This window comes from Jiella marina, from assembly GCF_024359545.1.
In the GTDB taxonomy this organism is placed as follows: Bacteria; Pseudomonadota; Alphaproteobacteria; order Rhizobiales; family Rhizobiaceae; genus Jiella.
Map to the genome: position 1 here is coordinate 415,010 of NZ_JAKQZG010000002.1, position 17,062 is coordinate 432,071.

Annotated in this window: 15 protein-coding genes; 3 read left to right on the forward strand and 12 right to left on the reverse strand. The window is 66.0% G+C overall.

Annotated features, from left to right (window positions below):
• Positions 1 to 89: 89 nt before the first annotated feature.
• The 3 genes from MF134_RS05420 to MF134_RS05430 all read right to left on the reverse strand — a co-directional run bounded on the left by MF134_RS05420 (position 90) and on the right by MF134_RS05430 (position 1,632).
• Positions 90 to 317: a hypothetical protein gene (locus MF134_RS05420; RefSeq protein ID WP_255338382.1), complete on the reverse strand. Its 228-nt coding sequence runs from the start codon at positions 315 to 317 to the stop codon at positions 90 to 92.
• A gap of 197 nt (positions 318 to 514) precedes the next feature.
• On the reverse strand, positions 515 to 763 hold the full coding sequence (locus MF134_RS05425) for a hypothetical protein (RefSeq protein ID WP_255338383.1): 249 nt from the start codon (positions 761 to 763) through the stop codon (positions 515 to 517).
• A gap of 158 nt (positions 764 to 921) precedes the next feature.
• Positions 922 to 1,632 (reverse strand): Crp/Fnr family transcriptional regulator, encoded by a 711-nt coding sequence (locus MF134_RS05430; RefSeq protein WP_255338384.1) that lies wholly within the window; start codon positions 1,630 to 1,632, stop codon positions 922 to 924.
• A 157-nt stretch (positions 1,633 to 1,789) separates the two neighbouring features.
• Between MF134_RS05430 and MF134_RS05435 the strand changes: the two genes are divergently transcribed.
• Positions 1,790 to 3,376: a gamma-glutamyltransferase family protein gene (locus tag MF134_RS05435; RefSeq protein ID WP_255338385.1), complete on the forward strand. Its 1,587-nt coding sequence runs from the start codon at positions 1,790 to 1,792 to the stop codon at positions 3,374 to 3,376.
• Between the two features lie 402 nt (positions 3,377 to 3,778).
• Positions 3,779 to 4,798, forward strand: coding sequence for a bile acid:sodium symporter family protein (locus MF134_RS05440; RefSeq protein ID WP_255338386.1), 1,020 nt, complete (start codon positions 3,779 to 3,781; stop codon positions 4,796 to 4,798).
• A gap of 22 nt (positions 4,799 to 4,820) precedes the next feature.
• Here MF134_RS05440 and MF134_RS05445 read toward each other — a convergent pair whose 3' ends face one another.
• From MF134_RS05445 to acnA, 9 genes are all read right to left on the reverse strand, one after another.
• Positions 4,821 to 5,609, reverse strand: a complete 789-nt coding sequence (locus MF134_RS05445; RefSeq protein ID WP_255338387.1) for a hypothetical protein — start codon at positions 5,607 to 5,609, stop codon at positions 4,821 to 4,823.
• Complete coding sequence (locus MF134_RS05450) at positions 5,606 to 6,604, reverse strand: RDD family protein (protein ID WP_255338388.1); 999 nt, start codon at positions 6,602 to 6,604, stop codon at positions 5,606 to 5,608. The genes MF134_RS05445 and MF134_RS05450 overlap by 4 nt, the downstream gene beginning before the upstream one ends.
• Positions 6,604 to 7,641 carry a stage II sporulation protein M gene (locus MF134_RS05455; RefSeq protein ID WP_255338389.1) on the reverse strand — a complete coding sequence of 346 codons (1,038 nt, stop codon included), beginning with the start codon at positions 7,639 to 7,641 and terminating at the stop codon, positions 6,604 to 6,606. The genes MF134_RS05450 and MF134_RS05455 overlap by 1 nt, the downstream gene beginning before the upstream one ends.
• A complete protein-coding gene (locus MF134_RS05460) occupies positions 7,638 to 8,951 on the reverse strand; it encodes a DUF58 domain-containing protein (RefSeq protein WP_255338390.1) in 1,314 nt (437 codons plus the stop codon). The genes MF134_RS05455 and MF134_RS05460 overlap by 4 nt, the downstream gene beginning before the upstream one ends.
• 12 nt (positions 8,952 to 8,963) lie before the next feature.
• Positions 8,964 to 9,920, reverse strand: a complete 957-nt coding sequence (locus tag MF134_RS05465) for an AAA family ATPase (RefSeq protein WP_255338391.1) — start codon at positions 9,918 to 9,920, stop codon at positions 8,964 to 8,966.
• On the reverse strand, positions 9,874 to 11,277 hold the full coding sequence (locus MF134_RS05470) for a hypothetical protein (protein WP_255338392.1): 1,404 nt from the start codon (positions 11,275 to 11,277) through the stop codon (positions 9,874 to 9,876). Before MF134_RS05470 ends, MF134_RS05465 begins: the two co-directional genes overlap by 47 nt.
• Entirely contained in the window at positions 11,274 to 12,002 is a 729-nt protein-coding gene (locus MF134_RS23970; RefSeq protein WP_255338393.1) for a DUF4129 domain-containing protein, read from the reverse strand. The genes MF134_RS05470 and MF134_RS23970 overlap by 4 nt, the downstream gene beginning before the upstream one ends.
• A gap of 228 nt (positions 12,003 to 12,230) precedes the next feature.
• Entirely contained in the window at positions 12,231 to 13,040 is an 810-nt protein-coding gene (locus tag MF134_RS05480; RefSeq protein ID WP_255338394.1) for a DUF1223 domain-containing protein, read from the reverse strand.
• 318 nt (positions 13,041 to 13,358) lie between these two features.
• Positions 13,359 to 16,118 (reverse strand): aconitate hydratase AcnA, encoded by a 2,760-nt coding sequence (acnA, locus tag MF134_RS05485; RefSeq protein WP_255338395.1) that lies wholly within the window; start codon positions 16,116 to 16,118, stop codon positions 13,359 to 13,361.
• 318 nt (positions 16,119 to 16,436) lie between these two features.
• On the opposite strand from acnA, the gene MF134_RS05490 reads away from it, so the two are divergent.
• Positions 16,437 to 17,051, forward strand: coding sequence for a pyridoxamine 5'-phosphate oxidase family protein (locus MF134_RS05490; RefSeq protein WP_255338396.1), 615 nt, complete (start codon positions 16,437 to 16,439; stop codon positions 17,049 to 17,051).
• Positions 17,052 to 17,062 lie beyond the last annotated feature (11 nt).

Sequence of the window (17,062 nt, forward strand, 5' to 3'; positions counted from 1 at the left end):
ATGGCAACCCGCCACGAGGTCATGAAAAGCGAAGACCCCGATTGTTCGGGCACCGGGGTCTTGGCCATGCCCGCCATTCGCGGCGCGGCTCAATCGCAGACCTTGTAGCGCTTCCACTCGTAGATCGGCTGACCATAAAGGTCGCGGCCGATGACGATCTTCTTTCTCATCCAGCGGCAGTGCTTCTTCTGGCCGGCGAACTTGTAGTCGCCGAGAAACATGGTGCCGCTGCCATAATGGCTCGCAGCCGCGCCCGAGGCCGTGGCCATTGCGGCAACAGTGAGGGTGGCGAAGGTGATCAGCGTCTTCTTGAACATGGGGCTTTCCTTGGTTTCCGGATGAAGCCTCGTGCCTCAGCCGATGCGATGAAGCCCTATCGGGACGGCCCGAACGCCGCTGTGTCGCGCGTCACAGGCCCGCAATCGCCCGGCGCCTGGTCGCAACGCGCGCAAAAAAGCCCCCGACGTCTTGTAACGTCGAGGGCCGTGGTCTGCTGGTCGAACCGGGGCACTGCTCAGTGGCAGACCCGGAAACGCTTCCACTTGAAGATCGGCTTGCCGTAGTAGTCGTAGCCGATGAAGATCTTCTTCTTGATCCAGTTGCAGTGCTTCTTGTAGCCGACGAACTTGTGGAAGCCGTGCGACTTGTGAAAGCCGTGCGACTTGTGAAAGCCGTGCGACTTGTAGCCGGCATTCGCGGTCGAGGCCGTAGCGGTTGCGACGACGGCGAGGGTGGCAAGGCCGATCAGGGTCTTCTTGAACATGGTCTCTTCTCCTTGGGTTGGCGGGTGAGGCCTCTTGCCTCGCCCGATGAGAAGGACCCTACCGAGACGGCCGTCCGGTCGCTGTGTCGCGTGTCACAGGGTGAACAGGACGGTTCTTGTCGTGCTGCTGCGATGAAGAGAAGGGCGGGAGCTCCGCCTCACTCCGTGGAGGCGATCGCCTCCAGGATTGCCGGATCGGGAATGATCAGCCAGCCGTCCTTGAGATCGATGATCTGGCGCTTCTGCCACCCCTTGAGGCACCGGTTCACATTCTCCCGCGAACCGCCGATCATGTCGGCGAGTTCGCTCTGGGAGAGCGCGAGCCGCGTGCCGGAGGGACCGCGGCGGCTGGCCGGCGAATCGATCACCCGAAGAAGCGCTTTGGCCAGACGTTTGGAAATGTCGAGGAAGGCGAGCTCGGCCATGCGTTCGTCGGAGCGTCGCAGCCGCTTGCACAGGAGTTCGAGCAGTTTCAGCGCCCCTTCCGGGTGGCGCATCAGATTCTGCAGCACGTCGCGGCGGTCGAGCACGAGCAGCGTCACATTGGTCATCGCGCGGGCATCTGCCGAGCGCTCCCCGCCGTCGAGCAGCGCGACCTCGCCGAAGACGTCGCCGGCATGGAGATCGGCGAGGACCACATCGCGGGCGCTTGGCGTCGTGATGCCGATCCGCACCTGACCTTGAACGATCGCCATCATGCTCTGGCCTTCCGACCCGGCCGCGAAGATCAGGTCGCCGGACTTGTGCTGGCGCAGATAGGCGTGCGCAGCGAGGTCTTCCTGGGCTTCGGGAGCGAGCGCCTGGAAGATCAGGCATTTCGAAAGCAGCTTCTGCTTTTCCGGGATTTCGATCCCTTGCGGCGCGTTCATCGGCTGTCTCTCCTTGGGGCATGAGAGGGGCGGCGCCGATCCTGACGCATTCGGGGGGAAAAGTCTTCGCCATTTGCCGGCTTCGGCGGTGTCCGACCCGCGCGGTTTCTGCTCTATTGTCTCGTCACACACGCAACCATCGGGCCGGGGGTAAGGCATGTTGCACAGCGCCAAGGGATTGAACGGCTGCGTCACCGCGCCCCATCTGGCGGCCTCGCTCGCCGGGCGGGATGTGCTTGCGGCAGGTGGCACGGCGATCGAGGCGATGGTCGCGGCGGCGGCCACCATCGCCGTCACCTATCCCCACATGAACGGGATCGGTGGCGACGGCTTCTGGCTCGTCGAAAGGCCCGGCGAAAAGCCCGTCGGCATCTCCGCCTGCGGGCGCGCGGCGGGGCTGGCAACGCCGGATTATTATGCCGAGCGCGGCCATGGGGAGGCGATCCCCTCGCGCGGGGCCCTGGCTGCGCTCACCGTTCCCGGCACGATCTCCGGTTGGGCGAAGGCGCTGGAGATGGTGGCGCCCGAGCGGCGCCTGCCGCTTTCGGATCTCCTCGCACCGGCCATCAGCTACGCCCGCGACGGAATTGTCGTGACGGGCAACCAGACCGACTGCACGAAAGCCAAGAGCGACGGGCTCAAGGACGTCCCGGGCTTCGCCGGGATCTTCCTGCCCGGCGGCGCCCCGCCCGAGGAGGGCAGCGTTCTGAAGCAGGGAGCTCTCGCGAGGACCTTCGAGGCCCTGGTCGCGGAAGGCCTCGACAGCTTCTATCGCGGCAGTCTCGCCGAGACCCATGCGCTCTTCTTCGAGGAGACCGGCTCGCCGCTCCGGCTTTCCGATTTCCGCATGTACGAGGCCGAGATCGTCGAGCCCCTGTCTGTGGACTTGTCGGTCGGCACGGTCTTCAACATGCCGCCGCCGACGCAAGGAGTCTCGTCCCTGATGATCCTGGCACTGTTCGACCGGCTGAAGGTCGAAACCGGCGAAGGCTTCGACCATCTGCACGGGCTGATCGAGGCGACCAAACAGGCCTTCATCCGCCGCAATGCCGAACTGGGCGACCCGGACTTCATGGATCCCCCCGCGATGGATTGGCTGGCGAACAAGGCTTTGGCGCCCCTTCTCGACCGGATCGACCGCAGACAGGCGCTCACCTGGCCCCACGAGGCGATGGCCGGCGATACGATCTGGATGGGCGCGGCCGATCGTGACGGAACCGTCGTCAGTTTCATCCAGAGCGTCTTCTGGGAATTCGGATCGGGACTCACCTGCCCCGAGACGGGCGTCGTCTTCCAGAACCGCGGCGCGGGATTCTCGCTCGGGCCCGGGCCGAACCAGCTCGGTCCCTTCCGTCGGCCTTTCCACACGCTGAACCCGGCGCTCGCCCATCTCGAGGACGGCCGCGTCATGGCCTATGGCACCATGGGCGGCGAGGGCCAGCCCCAGACCCAGGCGGCGATCTTCTCGCGCTATTCCTTCTACGGCCAGGGCCTCCAACAGGCGGTGACCGCGCCGCGCTGGCTGCTCGGCAAGACCTGGGGCGATGCGACCACGACCCTCAAGCTCGAAGACCGCTTCCCCGGCGCGCTGATCGACGATCTGCGCGCTGGCGGCCACCAGGTCGAGATGATCGCCCCCTTTTCCGATCTTGCCGGTCATGCCGGCGCTGTCGTCCGGCACCCCTCGGGCGTGATCGAAGGCGCCTCCGATCCTCGCGCCGATGGGGCGGCGCTGGCGTTTTGAACGGCCGGAAACGAACGAGTTCGGTGCGCCACCTGCCGATTGGCCCCGAGTGAGCGAAATCCCCGCATTCTCTCGGGCACGAACCGCGTCACAGGATTGACTCGCTCAACGCGTCGTCATCCTCGGGCTCGTCCCGAGGATCTACTGCCGGTCACGCACCAGAAGCCTCGCCAAGTGTCCTTCCTCGCATGGAGTGCCGTGGGATCACCGCCGGTAGATCCTCGGGACGAGCCCGAGGATGACGACGTCGAGGGGTAGGGACCTGAAAGATCGGCCGTTTGTGTAGCGCACCTCATCCCCCTTGCGGGGGAGATGCCCGGCAGGGCAGAGGGGGGTGAGAGCGCCAAGGCGATGAGAATGGCCCGCCAGCAACATATGGCCGCAACGTATGGAGAATCCGCAATGCGGCTTGTGACGATCGACAAGTTCGTGGTGGGTCTGGCACTGGCCGTCATTCTCGCCATCCTTTGGCCCGAGGGCGGGCGCACAGGCGGGCTGCTGCATTGGGAGTATGTGACGACCTACGGCATTTGCGGGGTCTTCTTCCTCTACGGCCTGACGCTCGCGCCGGAGCGCATGCGTGAGGGGTTGACCAAGTGGAAGGCCCATATCGCCGTGGTGCTGGCGACCTTCGGCCTGTTTCCGGCCGTTGTGTTGGCGGGCGAGGCACTGGCGCCGGATCTCCTGCCGCAGGCGGCCGATATCGGCTTCTTCTATGTCGCGGCGCTTCCTTCGACGGTCTCCTCGGCGGTCGCGATGGTCTCGCTGGCGCGGGGCGACGTGCCGGTGGCGATCTTCAACGCGACGCTTTCGAGCCTTCTGGGCGTCTTCGTCACGCCGGCGCTGATGGCCTGGTATCTCCAGTCGAGCGGGGCGCCGGTGCCGCTTCTGCCGACGATCATGAAGGTCGTGCTGCTGGTGCTCTTGCCGATCGTCGTCGGGCAGGTGGCGCGGCGCTGGCTCGGTGGCTGGGCGAAACGGCACTCGCGCTTCGTCAAGCTCGCCGATCGGGGCATCATCCTGGCGATCGTCTATGGCGCCTTCTCCAACTCCATGGCCGAAGGCGTGTGGAGCGAGCACGACCCGCTGGTGGTGGTGGAGATCGCGATCGGGGCGATCCTGCTTTTCGTCGCGGTCTACGGGCTGACCGTTCTGATGGCGCGGGCCCAGCGCATGCCGCGCGCCGAGCGGATCGCCGTTCAGTTCTGCGGCTCGAAGAAGTCGCTGGCCACCGGCGTGCCGCTCGCCCCGGTGATCTTCGCCGGTCGCGGCGATATCGGTCTGATCATCCTGCCGATCATGCTGTTTCACTTCTTCCAGCTTCTGATCGTCAGCTTCCTGGCCGCGCGGCTGGCCCGGGAAAAGGAGGCGGGGTCTTCCGACAGAAAAGGCCCCGGCGCGGGCGCCGGGGCCGAGGCATGATGGCGAGTGGTCCGAGCGTCGATCAGGCGAAGACGTCGGCGAGATCGGAGAAGCCGACTCCGTCCTTGATCTCGCGCAGCCGGGCATAGGCGACCGCCACCGCGACCGACGCGATGGCCGCGGTGATGCCGCCGGCAACACCCTGCAGGACCAGGAAGACCATCGGCATGTCGGCAGCGACCAGCGCGCCCAGGATGCCGATGGCGAAGCTCGCGGCGTAGAAGATCAGATAGATGACGATCATGAAGCCTATGATCGGCCAGCGGTATTCCTTGGTCAGCTGGGCGCTGCGCTTCAGGGCACCGAAGCCCGCACCCTCGACCATGATCGCCGGAACGATCACCGAGAAGACGCCGAGCAGCCAGATGCCGGGAATGACGAGCAGCGCGAATCCGACGCCGATCAGGAGCCAGGCGACGATGGCGGTTCCGATCAGCGGCAGGAGGTTCTTGAACGCTGCGCCCACATAGGAGCCGACGCCTGCCGAGCGGCCCGCCTTGGCGTCGTAGGCAGCGGCTACCAGCATGCCGGTCATGATGGAGTAGAGAAGCAGCGGCACGAGGACCGCAGCGACCATGAACAGGACCGGGTTCTGGGCCACGAGCTGGGCGTTCGGATCCTGAGCGGTCGGGTCGAAGGCGGTCGGGCCGAGGATCAAGAAGTTCGGCAACTGCATCAACAGGCCGACGGCGATGCCGATCACGGCAAAGACGCCGAAGCGGCTGAAGAAGATCGAAAAGGTCTCGCCGATCCGGCTGCCGACGCCGAAGCTCGGCTTCGGCATGGCGGTGCTTGCGTCAATCGCTGTCATGGTCTCGTCCCTTTCTCCTGTGTGGGGGCGCTTGCGGTGGTGTGGGAGGCTGCATCAATTCGGGGCGTGTCGTCCTCCCGGTGGAACTTGTCGGCGCGGGCTTCGCCCATCAGCTTCTTCTGTTCGAGATAGCTGCGCTGGGCGACGTAGAAGCTCTGGAGGAAGGCCTCCTCCTCGGCCGGGGAAACCGTCTCCTCATAGCCGATCTTGGCCCGGATGCTCTGGCCGATCTTGGCGAGACCGGCATAGCGTTCCGGGCCCGGGCGCGATGCCTCGCCGCCGCGCAAGAGACGCTCCAGGACCTGGAGTTCGTAGGCACCATAGAGATCGAGCTGGGCGCTGGAAAACACGAAGCGCTCGCGCGCGGTCGCGTCCGCCTGCCCGGCGACATCGGCGAGGAGCAGGGGTTTCGGGGTCAGGACAACGGCGGTGTCGGCGATCAGATCGCCGATCCGCTGATTGGCCTTGTTGCGGATGGGGACCGCGAAGACGAAGACGAGCCAGGCGAGCATCGCCACGACGAACCATGGCGAGGCGCCCTGTCCGGTCATGAGAAACGATACCGGCACGAAGACCTCCACCTCCTTGGTCAGATTGCGCACGACGATCTGATGGGTGGAAAGGCCAGAGCCATCCTTGGAGACGACGCGCAGGCCGAGCATGCGCTTGCCGAAGGTGCGGCCGTTCATCAAGAGCTCAGTGATGATGTAGTAGGGCGCGCCGATCAGGAGCAGGAGAAAGGCCGAGATCGCCCCGAGCGCGTCGGGGCTCGCGAAGCCGGCGTAGACGAAGGCGAGAAGGACGAGGACCAGGCCGATCGTGGTGATGACCAGATCGACGAACTGCGCGCCGAAGCGGGCGCCGAGACTGGCGATGTCGAGGTGAAGCGGCACGCCTTCCGGCGGCGTCAGGGTCAGTCGCTTTCTCCGGTCCTTGACGCGTTGCGGGCGTCCAGCCGTCGCCTGCGCCTTGCGCCGGAGCCTGAGCGCGGCCATCAGTGCGCCACCGCAAGGTTGGGGGATTGCGCCGGAGCGGCGTTTCGCCCGGCGAGAGCGAACCAGGCGAGCCAGAGGAGGCCGATCCCCCAGCCGATCGCAATCCGCGCCCAGAAATCGGTGACGAGCTGGCGGCCGAAGCCTTCGAGAAGCCCTGCCGCGATCAGCATCAGGGCGGCGACGATCGCAAGCTTCACCGCGTCGCGGCCGGCATGGCGCAGAGCCGCCCCGCGGGTCCGTCGGCCGGGAAACAGCATCGCATAGCCGAGCGACAGCCCGCCCGCGGTCGCGATCGCCACCGCCGAAAGCTCGGTCACGCCGTGGATCGACAGCCAGCCGAAGAAGTCGACCCCCAGCCCCTTGGCCGCGTGGATCTCGACGAAGGCTCCGAGGACTGCGCCATTGTAGAGGATGAGAAGCACGCTCGGCACGCAGAAGACGACGCCGAGCGCGAAGGCGAACAGGCTGACCTTGGTGTTGTGGGAGAAGAGATAGGCCGCGAAGGCCCCGAGCTGGCCGAGCTGATTGTCGCCCTCGCCATAGATCATCTTCTCCAGCGCCTCGGCGCTGGCGCGGGGCCCGCGACCACCGGCCAGATCCCCGGGCACGAAGGCGTAGAACCAGTTGGGATCGTTCTGCGTCAGCAGATAGGCGGCGACGGCGCCGGCCGCCAGCAGGAGATAAGCGACCAGGATCGCCCGATACGAACGGCGCACCGCCGCCGGGCCCGAGCGGGTGAAGAAGCGCGAGAACAGCCCGGCGAGGCTTGCGCGCGGCGCGTAGATGACGAGATAAGCGCGCGCGCAGAGGCTCTCCAGATAGGTCGCGACGGCCGAATCGAGCGAGATCTCCCGTGCGACGGAGAGCGAGTTGGTCGCCTGGCGGTAAAGCAGCACGAGGTCGCGCGCGTCGTCGAAGTCGAGCCGCGACAGGCCCAGTGTCTCGGCCCGCTCGACGATCTCGCCGAGGCGCTTCCAGTCGGCCTCGCGCTCGGCCCTAAAGCGGCTGGAACGGATGAGGTCGGCGCGCTCGCTCATATCAGTTCCCGGGCCTTGATGGTGAGATAGGTGGAGACGAGCCGGGCGGTGATGCCGCCGGGGTCGGTGTCGATGACGAAGACGCCGATCCGCGCCAGCCGTTCGAGCACCAGCCGGCGCTCGCGTTCGAGGCCGGCGGCGGCAACCGCCGCGGCGACGGCGCCGAGATCCTCGGCCGCATGGCGCTGATAGGCGACGATCAGCGGATCGCGGATCGAGACGAAGACGACCACGTGGTGCCGGTTCAGGACCTGGACGTTCTCCACCAGAAGCTCGGCCGTGGTGGTGTCGACGAAGTCGGAGAAGACGACGACCAGGCTCCGACGGGAGAGACGCTGGCCGAGATGGGTCATGGCGAGGGTGTGGTTGGTCTCGATCGCCCGATAGGAGAGTTCGGCGGCGCGGGCGCGCAGCTGGGCGAAGGCGCGGCGCCCGCCGCCGGGCGGCAGGTAAAGCCGCGGCCGCGCGTCGAAGGCGAAGAGCCCGACCAGATCGCCGCCCTGAATGCCGGCCCAGCCGAGGGCGAGCGCCGAATTGATCATATGGTCGATCTTGGCGAGGCCGGCGATCTCCTCGCGCATGAGATGGCCGTTATCAAGGGCGAGCACGATGTTGTGGTTCTTCTCCGCCCGCATCTCCCGGGCGACCAGCGCCCCGTGCCGGGCCGAGCGCTTGTAGTCGATCGTGCGGCTGTCCATCCCGGCGACGAAGTCTCGAAGCTGGTGGAACTCCGAGCCTTCGCCGCGCGACAGGGCGGCGCGCGATCCGAAGGCCTCGGTTGCGATCTGGACGTCGATGTCGCCCGAGGTGATGGCGCGGACGTTGGGCACCACCACGAGCCGCGTCGGGCAGGGATAGGATGCCACCATGTCCAGAAGTTTCAGCCGGCTGCGGCGCAGGATGGCGACTTCCTCCAGCGCGAAATTTCCCCGGCGCGCGCCAGTGACCTCGATATCGGCGACGGCCGTCCGGTTCTCGGGCGCAAGCGCGAATTCGGCCGGTCCGTTGAGGCCGAGAGGCCAGGCGAGCCGGGCGAGTGCGGTGCCGGCGGCCGGCCCGTTCTCGCGGCGGGGGACGAGGCGAAAACGCAGCCCAGCCGTTTCGCCGACGAAGATTTCCCGGGTCGCCGGTGCGTCGAGGGTGAAGCGTTTCGCGCCCGGGGTCGCCAGAAGATCGAACAGGATCGCGGCGGCCAGAAGCGCCCAGGCGACCGGGATCGTCTCGACCGGCAGGGCCGGGATCGCCACCACCGCCAGGGACAGGATGGCGATCACGGTGGCAGTCAGGAGGAGACGTTGCGAAGGGCGCATGGGCGGCGGGACCTAACGCGGTGCCGGCGTCTGCTCGACGATCGAAGCCAGCACCGCGTCCGGGCTGCGGCCTTCGATCTCGGCGGTGGGCGACAGGACGATGCGGTGGCGCATGGCAGGGCCGAACAAGAGCTTGACGTCGTCGGGAATGGCGTAGTCGCGGCCGTCGAGCGCGGCGCGTGCCCGGACGGCGCCGCAGAGCCCGTCGGCGGCGCGCGTCGAGACGCCGAAGGCGATGTCGACATCGGCGCGGGTCGCCCGCGACAGGGCAAGCACGTAGCGCAGGATTTCCTCGTCCAGGCGGATGCCGTCGACCACGGCCTGGCCGGCGCGGATCTCCTCAAGCGCCGCGACCGGTTCGATCGCCGCGCGGCGCGCGTCCTGGTCGAGCGGCTGGCCGGCATGGCGTCTGAGGATCGAAAGCTCCGATTCCTCCTCGGGGAAATCGATCTGCAGCTTGAACAGGAAGCGGTCGAGCTGGGCTTCGGGCAGGGGATAGGTGCCCTGCTGCTCGATCGGGTTCTGGGTCGCGACGACGAAGAAGACGTCGCCCACCGAATGATCGGTGCCGTCGATCGTCACCCGCCGCTCGTTCATCACCTGCAGGAGCGCCGCCTGGGTCTTGGGCGGGGCTCGGTTGATCTCGTCGGACAAGAGGATGTCGGTGAAGATCGGGCCCTTCACCAGCTCGAAGCGGCGGGCGCCGAAATCGTAGATGTTCGAGCCGATCACGTCGCCCGGCATCAGGTCCGGGGTGAACTGGATGCGCTTGAAGTCCAGCGACAGGGCCGAGGCGAGGCTCTGGGCGAGCAGCGTCTTGGCGGTGCCCGGCGGCCCTTCGAGCAGGCAGTGACCGCGGGCGAACAGCGAGACCAGAAGAAGCTCGACGATTGCCGCCTGGCCCTGCACCGCCTTTTCGATCTCAGCGGCGATCCTGTCGCGCAGGGCCCGCAAGCCGTCCAAATTCATGCCATGTCTCCTGAATGACGGATTCGAAGGCGGCCAGCGCCTCGAAGCGTGAGCGTTCGCCGGCCACCGGTTCGATCACCGCCCGGTACGCCTCCGCAAGGCGAGTGGAAAGGCCGGGCTGTCGTCGATACAGAAATTTCGTCAGGGCGGTCAGATCGTCGCTCTCGGACCGTCCCTTGCGGCGGGGGCCGAGCAGGCCGGAGGCGAGCGCTTCCAGCCGGTCGCGCACATGCATGTCGATCAGCGCCCGGTCGGCCTTGGCAAGGAGCAGGATGCGCTGCGAGGCTTCGATCGTGCGGCGTTTCGAGGCGTCGGCGGGTTCCGCCTCCTCGTCGGGCCGGCCAAACCGGCGGCTGCCGCGCCACAGTGCCAGCCCGGTGGCGAGCGCCGCACCGATCCAGAACAGCGAGAACGGATAGGCGAAGAAGCGCTCCAGATCGGAAATCGTGCGCTCGCGGGTGTCGCGGCCGGCGATCTCCTCGGTCCGTGGCGCCGCCCCCGGCTCGTTGTCGATGAAGACGGGCTGGCCGCCGGCCAGATCGCGGAGGATCGTCAGCGCCAGCGCGGGGTTGGCCCCGTTGGCGAGGCCGTGATTGTTGACGAGATCCGGGTCGGAGAGGAGATAAAACGGGGCTGTCTGGCCTTCCGCCTCAAAGAAAGCACCCGTGCAATCGGCGAGGAGTGTGCCGCGACCGGGGATCGTCAGCAGCGGCCGGCACAGTTCGTCGAACCTCTCGGACAACACCTGGGCCGAATAGAGCTTGCCACGGTCTTGCAGCACCGTGCCGGTTCGCCGGTCCGCCACCGAATAGTCGGCGAGGCCCGCCTCGGAGAGGCGTCGGATCGGACGCTCTTCGAAGAACCTCATGCGCACCGGGGAGACCAGGAGATCGGGGTGCACACGGCCGCGATCGATCACGCCGCCCCGCCATTTCGGCAAGACGGCGAGTGTCGGGCCGGAGCGCGCCTTGGTCGCGATGGCATCCTCGGTGATCTGGCGCAGAGAGAGGGGTCCGCGTTCCTCTTCGAGATAGTCGCGTTCCCGCTCTTCGGTCGACAGGGCGGCGATGTTGATGTCGTAGATCGGCAGGATCCGCAGAGCCTTGCCGACCTCATCCGCGTTCTGCGAAATCAGCGGCAGCGTCTCGACGCCGTTCTCCTCGAGCCACAGACCGAGACCGTCCATTCCGATCGCGCTCTTCTCCAGCCGCCGCGCGCCGCCGAGATAGATCAGGAGCCCGATCAGAGCCGCGACGCCGACGATGATGGCGATCTGCTTCATCGAATCGCCGCGCGCCGCTCCGCGTTCGGATGATCCTCCCGATGTCGCCGCCTCGGTCGCGTTCGCCATGGTCATGTCGCCGTCCTCTTCAGGAAGGGCGCGGCGAGGTCGAGGCATTCGCGATAGTCGTCGCGGCTGATCTCGCGACCGCCGAACAGGACGAGCTCGGTGCGGCGGGCCAGAAGCTCCAGCGCTTCGCGATGGGCCCAGCCGCCGGGCAGTCGCTGCACCAGTTCGCGGGTGGTGAGGCTGCGTTTCAGGACGATGGCGTTGTCTTGCGCTGCCAGGGCCAGAAAGCGTTCGAGCACCATTCTGAGCCCGACGCGCGGATCGTCCTCGCGCTTCAGCCGGGCGATCAGATCGTGGTCGAGATCGGCATGAGACAGATCGGGGGTGCGCAGGACCCGATGGCGCGGGGTGAGTTTGCGGTTTTTCGGGCCGACGAGATCGGCGAGTTGCCCGCGCCCCAGCCAGAGGAGCAGGCAGAGAAGCAGGAAAAGCAGCACCAGCACCCCCGTGGCGCCCCATTCCACGGTTTCCGATCGTCCGGGCGCGGCGTCGGGTTCCGGCTCTTCCGGTTCGGCGTCGAGCGGGGCGTCGGGCGGGAGATAGAGGATCGGCACCTGCAGCCCGTTCGCCGTGGCGGTCTTCAGATAGGTTTCCGCCGCCTCGGAACGCTGCGGCGTGAGTGGTGCGGCGGTGGGCGGCGTCGTCTGCGCGACGGCGAGCGCGGGCGCGGTGCAAAGGGCCGCCGCAAGGCCGAGCCGTCCGCTCATCAGGCACCAGCAAATTGATTTCACGACGAAACGCCCGGGCTTGCCCTTAGGGAATGTGTTTGGTGGCACAGTTTGCTGAAAACCGCCAGCCCGACCTGCCGTCATTCCAAGGCAGGCTTATGACGACGCGTTGAACGAAGCGACTGGGGCGGCTTGCCTTCGCCGTTCCCATTCAAGCGATCGGGGGGTCTTGCCGCCGGCGGTGTCGAAAGGATCCTGCAACGCTCGCTGCAGCGGCGACAGCGTGCTCGCTCAACGCCTTGCCGTCAGGGCGGGATCGATGTCCATCTGGGTCGCGGCCAGGATCCGGCCGGGGCTGCCGTCCTCGTTGACCGCCTGGATCATCGCCGCACAGCCATGAATGGTGCCGTCATCGGTGAGGATCGAGGACATGGGGAGTTCGACCTCCATGCCGTCCGCACCCACCATGCCCATCACCTGCCAACTGCGGACGGGATGGGTATTGACGAGGGTGCGGCCTTCGTTCTCGCCGCGATCCACTTGGGTCTCCATCCGGTCGGCGAAGGTGACGAAGACGAGCATCGGCCGCTTCTTTCCGGGACGGCGGGGGATGCCGCTCGTTATCACGTGCAGATTCTCGCCGTCCCGGTGGATCCGGACGCTGACGCCGCTATCGGGCTCGATCCGGCTTTGGGCCATCAGCTTCTCGATCTTGCCGCGATGGGAGCCGACGACGTCTTGCGCTCCATTGATCACGAGTTGCGGCGTGTAGACCGTCTTGTTGGAAAAACTGCGCGCATAGGCGCGCTGCCGTTCGGTGTTGTGGCTGGAGCCGAAGACGTCGCGCCAGCCGATATAGTCCCAATAGTCCACGTGATAGGACAGGCCCAGCACATGCGGCCGGTCGGCGAGCGCGCTCAGAGTCTCGTCGGCCGGCGGACAGCTCGAGCAGCCCTGGCTGGTGAAAAGCTCCAGCACATGGGTGATCTCGGTCTTCGCCTTGTCGCCGCCCTGTGCCGGCACCGGCAGGAACGTGAACAGGCAGACGAGCGCGAACAGTGGCCGGCAAGCGCACAGGATACTGGTTGCGGAAGCTTCCATCAGGGCCGGTCCACCCCTGGGCCCTGCCGGAAGAGCGGCGGGACGGGCACGATAGACGCGGTGCTGCCGGAGCGATGCTCTGACCTCTGGCGTCTGCGGGCGGACGATTCCCGATGCCGGAATTTATCTGTTTGACTGACAATCATGAACCATGCCTTTCCCGCGCACGACACTACGCAATCCGAGGTGCCACGGGCTACTCAATTGCGGGTGAAAGACGAGTGACGAAATCTGTGGCCGGCAAAAAGACGAGCCGCCGGAGTGACCGGCGGCTCGCGTCATGTCGAAAGCGGGCGCTGAGACTCCAGCGCCCCCCGATCAGGCGGCCAGACGCCGCAGCACATAGTGCAGGATACCGCCGTTCTTGTAGTATTCGAGCTCGTCCTCGGTATCGATGCGGGCCTTGATCTTGACGGTCTCCGTGGAGCCGTCGGCCTTTTCGATCCTGGCTTCCATCACCTGCCGGGGCTTCAGCTCGGTCAGGCCTTCGATGGTCACCTTCTCGTCGCCCTTCAGGCCGAGCGAGGACCAGGAAGTGCCTTCCTCCGCAAAGACGAAGGGCACGACGCCCATGCCGACGAGGTTCGAACGGTGGATGCGCTCGAAGCTCTCCGCGATCACCGCCTTGACGCCCAGAAGCACGGTGCCCTTGGCCGCCCAGTCGCGCGACGAGCCGGTGCCGTATTCCTTGCCGGCGAAGACGACCAGCGGCACGCCCTCGTCCTTGTACTTCATGGCCGCGTCGTAGATCGACATCTCCTCGCCTGAGGGATGGTGGATCGTCACGCCGCCCTCGGTGCCAGGCACCATCTGGTTCTTGATGCGGATATTGGCGAAGGTGCCGCGCATCATCACCTGATGGTTGCCTCTGCGGGCGCCATAGGAGTTGAAGTCGATCGGCCGGACCTGATGCGAGACCAGATATTCGCCGGCCGGGCCGTCCTTCTTGATCGAGCCGGCAGGCGAGATGTGGTCGGTGGTGATCGAATCCCCGAAGAGACCCAGGATGCGCGCGCCCTTCACGTCGGTAACCGGCTTCGGCTCCTGGTCCATCCCCTCGAAATAGGGCGGGTTCTGGACATAGGTGGAGCGGTCGTCCCAGTCATAGGTGAGGCCGCCGGAAACGTCGATCTTCTGCCAGTGCTCGTCGCCCTTGAAGACGTCGGCATAGCGGGTTTCGAACATCTCGCGCGTCACCGTCTCGCGGACGATCTCGGCGACCTCATGGGTCGTCGGCCAGATGTCCTTGAGATAGACGTCGTTGCCGTCCTTGTCCTGTCCGAGCGGCTCCGTCGTGATGTCGGTGAACATCGAGCCGGCGATAGCGTAGGCCACGACCAGCGGCGGCGAGGCGAGATAGTTCGCCCGGACATCCGGGTTCACGCGGCCCTCGAAGTTGCGGTTGCCCGACAGCACCGAGCAGGCGACGAGGTCGTTCTTGGTGATCGCCTCGGAGATCGGCTCAGGCAGCGGGCCGGAATTGCCGATGCAGGTGGTGCAGCCATAGCCGACGAGGTTGAAGCCCATATTGTCCAGATCTTTCTGGAGATCGGCCTTCTTCAGATATTCCGTCACGACCTGGGAGCCGGGCGCGAGCGAGGTCTTCACCCAGGGCTTGACCTTCAGACCCTTCTCATAGGCCTTGCGGGCGACGAGGCCGGCCGCGACCAGGACGTTCGGGTTCGACGTGTTGGTGCAGGAGGTGATCGCCGCGATGACGACGTCGCCATCAGCGAGGCCGTGATCGGCGCCCTCGACGTCATGGCGCACCGTCTCCGGCGTCTCGTTCGGCGGCACGGCGCCTTCGTCCATGTAGCGCGAATCGCCCTCGGACTGGGGTGTCTCGCTCTTCTTGCGGCCACCCTTGATCTCGTCGAGTGCCGTGACGAATTCCTTCGCCGCGTCGGTCAGGGCAACGCGGTCCTGCGGGCGCTTCGGGCCGGCAAGCGATGGGACGATCGTCGACAGGTCGAGCTCCAGCGTGTCGGTGAAGACCGGATCGGCAATGCCGTCCTCGCGGAACATGCCCTGCGCCTTGGCATAGGCCTCGACCAGCGCGATGCGGTCCTTGTCGCGGCCGGTGGCTTCCAGATAGGCGATCGTGTCCTTGTCGATCGGGAAGAAGCCGCAGGTCGCACCGTATTCCGGCGCCATGTTGCCGATGGTCGCCTGATCCTCGAGGGTGAGGTTCGACAGGCCCGGGCCGAAGAACTCGACGAACTTGCCGACGACCTTCTTCTTGCGCAGCATCTCGGTGACGGTGAGGACGAGGTCGGTTGCCGTCGTGCCCTCGGGCAGCTTGCCGGTCATCCTGAAGCCGATGACTTCGGGAATCATCATCGAGATCGGCTGGCCGAGCATGGCCGCTTCCGCCTCGATGCCGCCGACGCCCCAGCCGAGGACCGACAGGCCGTTGACCATGGTGGTGTGGGAGTCCGTGCCGACCAGCGTGTCGGGATAGGCGATCGTTTCGCCGTTCTCGTCACGGGTCCAGACGGTCTGGGCGAGATATTCCAGATTCACCTGATGGCAGATGCCGGTGCCGGGAGGCACGACGCGGAAGTTCTGGAAGGCTTCCTGGCCCCAGCGCAGGAAGGTGTAGCGCTCGCCATTGCGGCCGTATTCGGCGTCGACATTCTTCGAGAACGCGTCGGGCGAGGCGAAATAGTCGACCATGACCGAATGGTCGATGACGAGGTCGACCGGAACCAGCGGATTGACCTTCTTCGGGTCGGCGCCGAGATTCTTCGTCGCGTCACGCATGGCGGCGAGATCGACCACCGCCGGAACGCCGGTGAAATCCTGCATCAGGACGCGGGCCGGGCGATAGGCGATCTCGTAGCCGGCGGACCCCTTGTCGTCGATCCATTTGGCGACGGCCTTGATGTCCTCGGCGGTGACCGAGCGGCCGTCTTCGTTGCGGAGCAGGTTTTCCAGGACGACCTTCATGGAGAAGGGCAGCCGCGAGGCGCCCTCGAGGCCGTTCTTTTCGGCCTCCTTGAGATCGAAATAGACGTAGTCCTTGCCGTTGACGGAAAGCGTCTTGCGGGCTTTGAAACTGTCTGGATGATGGGACACGAGGCTCACATTCCTTCTCGAACCGGATGAGTCCGAAGGGCGAACGGCCTTCATGCGCCGCGGAAAAGCGCTCGAAGATGCGGGTGCGACCATTTCCGCTGTCCGCCCTGACGCCCGCCGGTGCCGTGCGGGGGTCATAAGATCGGCGCTTGATGATATCCACGCCGGTCGCTGGAGTGGTTGGGGCCGTTATAGGCAAGTTTGTAATGCCTATAAAGGGTGTGCGGTGCAAACTGCTGCGGAAAATGCATGCGGGTAAGGGCTTGCAAGTGATCGTGAGCCCGGCCATTGCGGGCGGGTGAGGAAAAAGGACAGCCGATGAGCGCGATTACGACGATCGAGGAATTGCGGGCCCTTTACGGCGAACCGGGCGTCCGCTCGCTCCAGAAGCAGATGCCGATGCTCGACCGGCACGCCCGGGCGTTTCTTAAAAAGAGCCCCTTTGTCCTGATCGGATCCTCTGCCCCCGGAAAGCTGCCCGACGTCAGCCCCAAAGGCGATCATCCGGGCTTCACCCACGTCGTCGACGACCGGACGCTGGTGATTCCCGACCGGCCGGGCAACAAGCGCCTCGATACCTTCGAGAATGTCATCTTGAACCCGATGGTCGGCCTTCTCTTCCTCCTGCCCGGCATGGACGAAACCCTGCGCGTCAACGGGCGGGCCGAGATCCGCACGGATCCCGAGCTTCTGGAAGCGACCACCCATGAGGGCAAGGCGCCGATCAGCGTTCTGCTGGTCAAAGCCGAAGAGGTCTACATGCATTGCGCCAAGGCGTTCATGCGCTCAAAGCTCTGGAACCCGGAAACCTTCATCGACCGCAAGACCATGCCGACGCTCGGCGCCATGCTGAAGGACCAGATCGGGCTCGCCGGCGAGGTGGCCGAGATCGATCGGGAGATGGAAGAGCGCTACAAGGTCACGCTCTACTAGACATGGATCGC